Below are 9605 nucleotides of genomic sequence, written 5' to 3' on the forward strand. Positions count from 1 at the left end.
GATGGTCTCCAGGGGTGTGGACTACCCCTGGAGACCTACAGGTGCCGTTTAGCGCTAGACCAGCAAGAGACGACCTGCATGAGCGATTCTAAGCTAGATTCCATCGAGGAGAACCCCGGTTCTTCCAAAGGGGACGGAACCCGGCCACCGACGAAGGACGAGATCGCTCGGCGGCGGCGGGTGATCGACCGGGTCGAGGCCCTTCTGTTGACGGCGGTGTCGGCTGAGGCGCTAATTCAGCAAGACGACATCAAGCTCGAGTATGTGCTGCCTGGCTTAGTGCGGGGTACTCTCGGGCTTATCGTCGGCGGAGGCTCATCCTCGAAGAGCATGCTGGCGCTCTACTTGGCCATCTCAGTAGCCCTTGGTCGCGACGTTTTCGGCCTCCTCCCGGATCACGAATTCACCCGGGGGCGGGTGATCTTCTTGAGCCTTGAGGATGCTCGGGTGCCGCTTGCAGCTCGCTATCAGCGCCTCCTCAAGAGCCTCCCTGCTCACCTCCAGCGTGAAATCATCGACGCTGAGGAACAGGGGTGGATTCACATCATCCCTGCGCTGGACAAGGCGCTTCGTCCGGTATTCCGCGATCCTCGATCGCGAGAGATTCTTTTTGGCGAGGATCTGGACGTGATCAGGGAGCTCTCCAGCGGAGCATCTCTGATTCTCGTCGATACGCTGTCCGTTCTGACCGGGCCATGCGGCCTGGACGAGAACTCGAACAGCGATATGGGCCCGCTTATCAGCGGGTTGAACCGAATTGCCGGTGCGTCGAACTGCGCACTGGTGCTCTTGCATCACGTGGCGAAGGGGGATGACGCTGGGGCTGGTCGAGGAGCCTCCGCAATCTCGGACAATGCAAGATGGCGCCTCTCAATGCGGCCCATGACGCCAGATGAAGCGGAGAAGGCTTATGGTCAGAAGGACGCGGAGGAACGGCTCTCCTGGGTCAAGATTGAGTGGACGAAACAGAACTACGCGCCCTCGCGGCTGCCTATCTGGTTGCGCCGCGAGGGCGTGCAGCTCCGCCGCGATACACCGCCCGTGATGGAAGAGCTTCCCGCGCCTAGAGGTAATCGACGCCCCTACCGCGGGGAGGGCGCCCATGGCTGAGGTGACCTCTGAGTCCAAGAGGCGCGGCAGGCCGAAGGCTGAAGGGTGGCGCCTCACGAGATATGCCATGAGCGACGTCGCGCTATCGCGTGTGGCCGTGTTCCGGCCTCTCGGTCACGGGGCTAGCAGCAAGCGGCAGAGTGTCGCCGACATGATGCGCACGGGTGGTGGCGCCGCCACGGCCGACGAGATCGAGATCGATGATCCGCAGCTCGGTCCGATTAAGGTCGGCTTCACGAGCTTACCCATGGGTGCCCGTGAGGAGGATTTGCTCCTTGTGCTCATGGCCCTAGCAGGGATGGCTGGCACAAAAGCTGCGCCGAGGAGGCTCATCGGCGGCAGCCGGTCGGCGCGCGATGATGCGAGGGACGGCAGTCGGCTGTTCGCGGATGCAGTCAGCGTCATGCGGACAGAAGGGGATAGTCTTCGAGGGGACATCTACCTGGTCCGCGTCCCGCAAGGCCTAGTGATCAATGCGTGGCGAGGAAGAAAAGCGACGGGTCGCGACTATGAGGATCTCATCGACAGCCTAGAGCGCCTCCAGTCGATTCAGTATTCCGTCTCCGGACTGAACGGAAACAGGCGCTGGCGAGAGGGCAGCTCGGGCCTACTCTCGTACAGCATCATCGAAGAGCCTGAAGCTGCAGACTGGCACAGCCAAAAGGGGGAGAAGGCCCCGAAAAACCTCCGGGTTACTCTCTCGGAGCGGATGGCTCGCGTGATCCTTGGTTGGGAGCCACCCAAGACGCCGAAGGGAAGGGGCAGACCGCCCGTCGACCAGGATCTGCAGCGGTTCTTTGTGCGCGTTGACCTCCAACAGCGATTCTCTCTGGACGGGGAGCCCGCTAGGCTGGTGCACCGGTATCTATCATCGATCGTGCGAGAGCCACGCGGGGCCAGGCCGGTCGTATCCAAGCCCATCAAACTGGCGACCATCATGCGAGTGATCTGGGGCCCCCACCCAGAGCCGACGCTCGATCAGCGTCTGGCGCGTAGAGATCCCGACGCGGCGGCGAAGGCCCTTCGAGATGCGCGGGAGCAGTTCTTGCAGGAGATCCGGGACAACCGGGCCACGCTCAGGAATAGCGCCTTCGCTCAGATCCAGGCGTTGCCCGGCTGGCATATCGAAGAGGTGGCAGATGCTCCCCACGACGATCCGGCGGTAATCGTCACGCGGACGAAGACAGGCCCCGCGCGACCTCCTGAAAAACAGCTGCAAGAAGTGCTGGGACTTGAGGTGCCTGCCGTACCGACCAGAGCGCTACGGCGGCCTAAAAAAAGCACAAAAAACCAGCTAAGCTTCTGTAAAGACTAAATTCCGGTTCGTACGTCGACCCACGCGTGATGAGCTTCCTAGCAGGCATGAGAGGGGGGAATTCCGGCGTACGCCGACCCACGGAGCGGCGTACGCCGACCCACGGAGCGGCGTACGCCGACCCACGAACCAGCGTACACCGACCCACGCTGGGGTTCCGCAATGAATTCTCGAAAACCCCCTTCATACAAGGAAAATGGCCCCTTCCGGCCTGTGGATAACTTTCCCTTACAAGAGGTACATGACTATACAGGAATGTACCCTCTTGGTCCCGTTACACTGATGACCTCTGACAGAGGGACTAAGGGGGGGGAAGGGATTTTCTGCCCGACATTACTCAGCCTCGGCGGTCTATCGGCATCCTGCGACACCTCTTGCCCAGGGGAGAGCCCTCGGTTCTTATCATTTTTCGCAGCAAAATTGATGTGATTTATTGGAAATTATCTTTAATTTTCAAGCTGTTAGTTATTTTACGCGGCGTACACCGACCCACGCTGAAGGCGAATAGCCATCGAACCTCATTCTTCGCTGGGTTGAAATCTACGCGCGAACGAGCCCGGAGGCGTCTTCAAGTCGCGAGGGATCCCGGGTCCTGGGGGGTTTGCTAGGGCGCACACTTGGCTCCTGGGGCCTGCCTGGCTCGTTCTGAGGCCATCCCCCTGCCCCTCCCCCTCTAGACCTGTCTCCGCGGCCTGCGGAGCCTCCTGAGGGGTCTGGATCCTGCCCGTTTGGGTCCTACCCCGGCTCTCGCAATCTCGTGTTCTCATCGACGTGCAAAATCGCAATTTTACACTATCGCACAATTGCATTGCCGCTTAGACCTTAGCTGTCCCGCAACCGGGACTGGCAGAACGCCACAGCACAGGCGGCAAAATGCTCGCTCCCGCGCATCCTCCCCAAGATCTCTACAACCGGCCCGTTGAGGGCTCAGGAGACCCTGCATGCCCGAAGCCGACCCGGTCTCGTCGAAGCCGGCGGTTACGCCCGAGCAGTTGGCCGGCTACATCTTCCCGGACGACCTGGGGGGGTGCGAGTCAGCGGACGTGGGGATCGACGGCGCGATACCTGAGGGGGAGCTGCGGGCCGGCATCGTGCAGCACGGCGCCCCGGCCGGTGTGCTGGTCCTGGCCGTCACCGGCCCGTCCGGCACCGAGTTCGTCCCGTACTTCTCTGCAGCGTGGCTGCCTGGCGGTTGGACCGGCATCGTTCGGTATCGCGGGCGCGGTTTCAGATCCTTCCGAGACCTCTCACGACTGGCCGCATGGATCTGGACTGATCTCGGCTACGCAGGGGAAATCATCCTGGTGCGCCACACTGACAACGTGGTGGCTCAGTACTCGCTGCCTCGGATCTCGCCGACGTAACTTCACGGCCAGCATCGGTTGGGGGCTCGTATGAGCGACCCCCTGACCACCGCGGCCTTCCTGGCTCACCTGGCTGCCTGCGTCGCCCTTCATCCCGTGGCGAAGGAAGCGCCTGCTGCTCGGACCCTGGCGACCGCCCAGGCTGAAAGCGGCCTCCGGCCTCTCGCGATCGGAGATAACGAAACCGGACGCAGCTACTTTCCGGCCACGCGCGAAGCCGCCGTAGCGAAGGCGCGAGAGCTTCTGGCCCTGGGCCATCGGATCGATGCCGGGGCCATGCAGATCACGGACCGCAACTGGTCCGCCTACGGTCTGACGCCGGAAACGGTCTTCGACGCCCAGGCTAATATCTGTGCAGGCGCCCGTATCCTGGGTGAGGCGTTCCAGATCGAGCGCCGGGCCGCGTGCCGCTACAACACCGGCCGTCCGGACTGCCGGCGAGAGAGCGGGACAAACGGCTATCCGGAGCGCGTGGATGCCGCAGCGGCATCGCTCGGTGTTCTACCTGCTCCGCCCGCTTCGCCGGTTCTTCCTCCTGCAGAGCCTGCGCTCTCTCCTGTCGTCATCGCCTCGTGCGGTCCTGCGCCTGCCCCTTGGGATGGTTGGGCCATGCAAGCTCACGAGAGCTGCTCGCGGCGTGCGGTGTCGAAGACCGCGCCCCGCTCTTCGCCGAACGGGGCGGGGGCCCCGTCCGTCGTCGCATTCAACCAGCCCCCCGCGGAGCCTCGCTAATGTCTAGCAAGAAGACCCTCGCCCTCGCGGCGGTGGCCACACTCGTCCTCGTCTCGGCCTCTGAGCCAGCGTTCGCGCAGATTGCGGGCGGCGGAAGCGGCCAGCTTTCCAGCCTGATCCAGTGGGTCATTACGAACATCGTCCGGGTCGCGATCAGCGCGGGCGTGATTGGCGTAGCCATTGCCCTGCTCATGTTTCGCTTCAGCTTCGCGACGGTGGCCATGGTCGCGGTCGGCGGCCTGATCGCCGCCAACTACGCCACCATCGCCGGCTTCTTTGGCATCTGATATGCGGGCGCCCCTCCCCCTTCACCCGGCGGAGGCGCGGCGCATCCGTGAGGATGCGGTGCCGGTCGGTGCGACCCGGCCGGCACGCTTCCTAGGCCTGCCCTTTCCTCTGGCCGTCACGCTCGGAGCCCTGGCCTACCTGATCCAGACCAACGTCACGGGCTGGCGTGGGCTGGGGTGGGCGCTGGCCGTGGTGGGGCCGGTCTGGTTCCTCACGATGCTGGCCATCGCCCGCGACCCCTTCGGGGCCAACGTATTCCTGGCATGGCTGAGGTGCTGCGCCCTGCTGCGCGATCCTCTGCGGTTGGGCGCGCCGTCCCTCTCCCCCCTGCCTGCTAGCCGTGCAGCTCCTAAGCGGAGGAACCCGCGTGTTTGATAACGGGCGCTTCACCATCACTGACAAGCCGGCGGACGAGTTTCTGCCGATCCTCGGACACGTCACGGACAACGTGGTGGAACTCGAGGACGGTTCCCTGATGATGGTGCTGCGGCTCGACGGGCGGCCCCTCACGCTCCTCGATGAGGATGCGCGCTATGCGGCCCGCCGGGAGCGCCATTCGACCCTACGCGCGCTCTACGACACCAATGTGACGATCCTGGAGCATCATGTCTGCCACGATTGGGTTGAGCCTTTCACCCCTGGCCCCTTCCGCTCCTTGTATGCCCGCGAACTGATCCACGCCTATCACGCGGCCCTCGACCGCGACCTTCTCGCGCGTGAATGGCTGGTGTCGATCATCGTTCATCCGCGGCTCGTCTCTGGTGCCCTGGCGAAGTTCTCGCGCCTTCTCGGAAGGGAGCAGGACGTGGACCCCGCGTTGTTGCGTCAGGTGCGCGACCGGGCTGCTGTCATCCTCCGCTCTCTGCGCGCGTACTTCCCCCGCGTCCTCGGCCGCCGCTGGTCCAATGGGGCTCCGTTCTCCGAGATTGGAGAGGCGGTTCGGCTTGTCATGTACGGCCGCTGGTCGCCGGTGCCGGAGGTGCGGGGTGCTCTTGCCAGCGCGATCTATACGGACCGCGTGATTTGCGGCCTCGCCGGGGTGGAGATCCGCGCGCCTGGTCGGAGCCATTTCGCTCTCATGATGGGACTGCGAGACTATCCCGAGGTCGCCCGCCCCTGGATCCTCGACGGCCTCCTAGCGGTGCGGCGCCGCATCGTGCTCACGAACAGGTTCGCTTTCCAGTCCGCTGCCGCTGCCACTGGCAAGATGGCGCGCACGCAGCGGCAGATGGCCAATGCACGGGACCGGGCGCACTCCATCTCCGAGGGCCTGGACGAGGCCATGGATGCCGTGGAGAGCGGCCGGTCTGTCATGGGGGATCACCACTGGTCCCTCGCCATCCATGCAGACACCCAGGAGGAGCTATCCGAGGCGGTCGGCGAGGTCGCCGGCATCCTCACGGAGCGCAGCAACGTCGCGGCCATCCCCGAAGCCTTGGGGTGCTTCCCGTCCTATTGGGCCCAGGTTCCAGGTGCCCCGGCGGCAACCCTCGCCCGGCATGGCGGCGTGCACGGGTTCAACTTCCTCTCCTTCTCCTCCTGCGCGGGATTTCCGAAGGGAGCGGAGCGCCCCTGGTGGGGGGCGCCGCTTCTGCGGCTGGTGACTGAAGGGCACACGGCCCACGACTTTGACCCCCATATCCGGCGCGTCGGTCACACGCTCATGCTCGGGCCGACCGGATACGGGAAGAGCACCTTCCTAGGCCTGGTGGCAGTGGCGCTGGAGCAGGTGCTGGCGCCGAAGGGCGGCGTCTGCGTCATCCTCGATAAGGATGCCTCGAACGAGCTGACCGTGCGCGCCTGCGGTGGCTACTACGCCAAGGTTCGGCGCGGGGTTGGAAGCGGGATGGCTCCGCTCAAGGCCCTGCAGGACACGGACGAGGCCCGGAGTTGGCTTGCCCAGTTCGTTCTCGGTCTGATCATGCTGGACGGGCGCGGCGAGCCGCCCCCGCACATGACCGACCGTCTCCGCCACGCGATCGCCTTCCTCATGCGGAGGCCGCCAGAGATGCGGTCCCTGGGCGGCCTGCGGCAGTTCCTCGACCACGGCGCGGACAGCACCGGCGCCCGGCTGGAGCGCTGGTGCCGCGGCAATGCCCTGGGATGGGCCTTCGACGGGGATGAGGATCTGATCCGACTGGATGCCGGAATCGTCGGCATCGACAACACTGAGCTGCTGGCCGACGACATGGCCACCATTCGGATCCCGGCCGCCGCCTACCAGTTCTTCCGCATTCGGGAGAAGGTCGGCCGGGGCGTGCGTGGCGCGGTGCTCGTCGACGAGGCCGCCTCCTACCTGCCGAGCGACGACAGCGGTTTTGCCGAGGGCTTCGACGCATTCTCCCGCGAGTTGAGGAAGGGCAACGGCCTGCTGTGGCTCGCGGCGCACAAGCCGGAGGACATGGCCCGTACCGAGGCCGGCCGAACTCTCCTGACGAATACCCCGACCAAGATCCTTTTCCCGAACCCAGAGGCCCATGACGCGGCCTACCGCGATCTCCTCCACTGCTCCGACGGCGAGATCGAGCAGATCACGGGGAAAATGCGGGCCCTGGGAGAAGGGACGTTCCTGGTGAAGCGCCCTGAGGGGTCGTTTGTCGCCCGCGCGCCCCTTGGCGCCCTGCCCGACCACATCGCGATCCTGTCCGCCGACCCGCTCCGCTCGGCCCTTTGGGAGCGTATCGGCCAGGAGCTCGGCACTACCGACCCGGCCGCAATCTGGCCGGTCTATCGCACCCGATACGAGGAGGCTTCGGCATGAAGTACCCACTTCTGGCGACGGTCGCTGTCCTGGCTATGGCGACGCCGGCCCATGCGCAGATCCCGGTCACAGACGGCGCGAGCATAACCGCCCGTGCACTCGAGGCGGCCCGGTCCCTGAAGCAGGGTCTCCAGCAGCTTCAGCAGATGCAGGCGCAATACCAGCAGGCCGTGACCACCTACAACGCGATCGCGCACGCGACCGATCTCGGCGGCGTCGTCTCCGCCTTGGGCGGGGTAAGCCGGTCTTACCTGCCCCCCAACAGCGCCATCACCGAAGGACTTTCTGCCGTTCAGGGCGGCATTTATGGCGGTGTCCCTGGCGCGCTGAGCGGTGCCGAACGGTTCCTTGGCAGCAACCAGCTCTACGCCACGCCCGGCACGCCGGATGCCTGGCAGACCGAGCAGAACCGTCGCTCCATGGTCACTGCTAACGCCCAGGCATTGGCCGCTGAGAGCATGGCTGAGGCGGATCAGCGCCTCGCCAACCTGGCGTTCCTCCGGGCTCGCCTGGAGGCCGCGAAGGATGGAACGGAGGTCGCCGCGGTCAACGGCCTGATCGCCATTGAGCAGCAGAACCTGGCGATCCATCAGGCCCGGTTTCAGAACATCTCGGCCATGGTGGTGGCCGATAATCGTGTGACCGATCAGCGGCAGGAACAACGGCAGCGGCAGAGCGCCGATGAACTGAAGGCCATGACGGCCCCCATCACGGGAAGCCTCCGGTGAAGCGCGCTCTCCTCCTGGTCCTCGCCATTACGGCCGGGCCGGCCATGGCCGATCCCTACGACGTGCCCTGGTTCCAGCAGAACCCAGCGGCTCGGGCCGCCTGGCTGCGCCGATGCGGTGACGATGCCCGTCTGTCCCGCTCAGATGAGTGTGCCAATGCGAGGGCGGCCCAGACGCGCGGGCGGCTTGGGCGCCCCCTTCCCAGCGCCCCCACGCAGTTTGAGCGCGAGCTGCCCTCCTACCTGCGGCGGACCTGACCCATGGCGACGCCCGCGCTGCCAACAATCTTTACCGACTTTGCTACCTCCATGGACGGCATGCTGATCGCCAGCATGGACGCCATTATCTCAAGCGGGCTGTCCAACATGAGGGGGCAGATCGCGCTTGCCCTCTCTCTCTACGTCCTCGGCTTCGCGTTCCTAACCGTCTTCGGCAAAACAGACGTCGGGGAAGCCGCCAGGGCCGCGCTTCGGGCCCTGGTGATCACGCAACTCCTGCAGGCCTCTGCGTACAATTACTACGTCCGCGATTTTTTCTTTACGGACCTGCCGAACACCGTCGCCGCGGCGCTTGGTGGCCCTCGATCTGGCATCTCGTCCGCTACGCAGTTTGACCTGCTGTGGTCGGCGGCCCTCCACGCAACCAGCATCGTGCTTGGCCAGGCTACTGGCTGGACGATGATGCCGGAGCGTGGCGTGGCGTGGGTGCTCGCCGCCGCCATGCTCATTGCTCTCGGGGCCATCTTTCTCGTCTGGCTGATCGCCAGAGTGTTCATGGCCGTGGTGATCTGCCTGGGCGTGTTCCTCGCCCTTCTCTTCCTGTTCAGCGCCACGCGTGGCTTCGTGGAACAGTGGATCGGGAAGCTGGTCGGTCTGATCGTCCTGCAGATCACGTCCTCCATCCTCCTCCGCATCGTCCTCGTCATCATCACGGACAGGATGCGGGCGCTGGGCACCGCGCCGACCGGAAACGTCGACGCGATGATTGCCCAGCTCGGGAGCATCACGGCCGTCTACTGGATCGGGGCGGCCCTGATGATCGTCCTGCCCGCCTTCATTGCCATTGGTTCCGGTGTCAGCGCCGGTGCCGTCGTCGGGGCCGGCTATGTCGGCCGCTTTGCCTCCGGTGCGGGCCGCGCTGTCGCTCGCCCGTTCCGCCATGCCTCCGGGAGCTAGCTGCATGATCCGCTCTGCCATCCTCGTGGCGATGCTGGCGCTAACCGCCTGCGCCGGCCACACCCCGCCGCCCGCCTGCCGGGGAGAAATATTCTCCCTCAATGCCCCTCTCGCCATGCCCGGCGCCGCTGA

10 protein-coding genes are annotated in these 9605 nt (G+C 65.1%); all 10 read left to right on the forward strand.

Annotated features, from left to right (window positions below):
- The first annotated feature begins 78 nt into the window (after nt 1-78).
- A complete protein-coding gene (locus ACO1BU_RS25655; RefSeq protein ID WP_424138815.1) occupies nt 79-1110 on the forward strand; it encodes an AAA family ATPase in 1032 nt (343 codons plus the stop codon).
- Nucleotides 1103-2425, forward strand: coding sequence for a hypothetical protein (locus ACO1BU_RS25660; protein ID WP_424138816.1), 1323 nt, complete (start codon nt 1103-1105; stop codon nt 2423-2425). Before ACO1BU_RS25655 ends, ACO1BU_RS25660 begins: the two co-directional genes overlap by 8 nt.
- A 941-nt stretch (nt 2426-3366) precedes the next feature.
- Entirely contained in the window at nt 3367-3789 is a 423-nt protein-coding gene (locus ACO1BU_RS25665; RefSeq protein ID WP_424138817.1) for a hypothetical protein, read from the forward strand.
- A 30-nt stretch (nt 3790-3819) separates the two neighbouring features.
- A complete protein-coding gene (locus tag ACO1BU_RS25670; protein ID WP_424138818.1) occupies nt 3820-4521 on the forward strand; it encodes a transglycosylase SLT domain-containing protein in 702 nt (233 codons plus the stop codon).
- Entirely contained in the window at nt 4521-4808 is a 288-nt protein-coding gene (locus ACO1BU_RS25675; protein ID WP_424138819.1) for a TrbC/VirB2 family protein, read from the forward strand. The genes ACO1BU_RS25670 and ACO1BU_RS25675 overlap by 1 nt, the downstream gene beginning before the upstream one ends.
- Before the next feature lies 1 nt (nt 4809).
- Complete coding sequence (locus ACO1BU_RS25680) at nt 4810-5184, forward strand: VirB3 family type IV secretion system protein (RefSeq protein ID WP_424138820.1); 375 nt, start codon at nt 4810-4812, stop codon at nt 5182-5184.
- Nucleotides 5177-7570 carry a VirB4 family type IV secretion/conjugal transfer ATPase gene (locus tag ACO1BU_RS25685; RefSeq protein WP_424138821.1) on the forward strand — a complete coding sequence of 798 codons (2394 nt, stop codon included), beginning with the start codon at nt 5177-5179 and terminating at the stop codon, nt 7568-7570. Before ACO1BU_RS25680 ends, ACO1BU_RS25685 begins: the two co-directional genes overlap by 8 nt.
- A complete protein-coding gene (locus tag ACO1BU_RS25690; protein ID WP_424138822.1) occupies nt 7567-8298 on the forward strand; it encodes a type IV secretion system protein in 732 nt (243 codons plus the stop codon). The genes ACO1BU_RS25685 and ACO1BU_RS25690 overlap by 4 nt, the downstream gene beginning before the upstream one ends.
- On the forward strand, nt 8295-8555 hold the full coding sequence (locus ACO1BU_RS25695) for an EexN family lipoprotein (RefSeq protein WP_424138823.1): 261 nt from the start codon (nt 8295-8297) through the stop codon (nt 8553-8555). The genes ACO1BU_RS25690 and ACO1BU_RS25695 overlap by 4 nt, the downstream gene beginning before the upstream one ends.
- A gap of 3 nt (nt 8556-8558) precedes the next feature.
- Nucleotides 8559-9473: a type IV secretion system protein gene (locus ACO1BU_RS25700; protein ID WP_424138824.1), complete on the forward strand. Its 915-nt coding sequence runs from the start codon at nt 8559-8561 to the stop codon at nt 9471-9473.
- Nucleotides 9474-9605: the final 132 nt, after the last annotated feature.

Origin of the sequence: Roseomonas chloroacetimidivorans (genome assembly GCF_049629625.1) — a bacterium.
Classification (GTDB): domain Bacteria; phylum Pseudomonadota; class Alphaproteobacteria; order Acetobacterales; family Acetobacteraceae; genus Roseomonas; species Roseomonas chloroacetimidivorans.

Excerpts from the sequence above, each read along its gene's own strand:
- ACO1BU_RS25655 (WP_424138815.1), top strand. The coding sequence starts at position 79 with ATGAGCGATTCTAAGCTAGATTCCATCGAGGAGAACCCCGGTTCTTCC.
- ACO1BU_RS25660 (WP_424138816.1), top strand. The coding sequence starts at position 1,103 with ATGGCTGAGGTGACCTCTGAGTCCAAGAGGCGCGGCAGGCCGAAGGCT.
- ACO1BU_RS25665 (WP_424138817.1), top strand. The coding sequence starts at position 3,367 with ATGCCCGAAGCCGACCCGGTCTCGTCGAAGCCGGCGGTTACGCCCGAG.
- ACO1BU_RS25670 (WP_424138818.1), top strand. The coding sequence starts at position 3,820 with ATGAGCGACCCCCTGACCACCGCGGCCTTCCTGGCTCACCTGGCTGCC.
- ACO1BU_RS25675 (WP_424138819.1), top strand. The coding sequence starts at position 4,521 with ATGTCTAGCAAGAAGACCCTCGCCCTCGCGGCGGTGGCCACACTCGTC.
- ACO1BU_RS25680 (WP_424138820.1), top strand. The coding sequence starts at position 4,810 with ATGCGGGCGCCCCTCCCCCTTCACCCGGCGGAGGCGCGGCGCATCCGT.
- ACO1BU_RS25690 (WP_424138822.1), top strand. The coding sequence starts at position 7,567 with ATGAAGTACCCACTTCTGGCGACGGTCGCTGTCCTGGCTATGGCGACG.
- ACO1BU_RS25700 (WP_424138824.1), top strand. The coding sequence starts at position 8,559 with ATGGCGACGCCCGCGCTGCCAACAATCTTTACCGACTTTGCTACCTCC.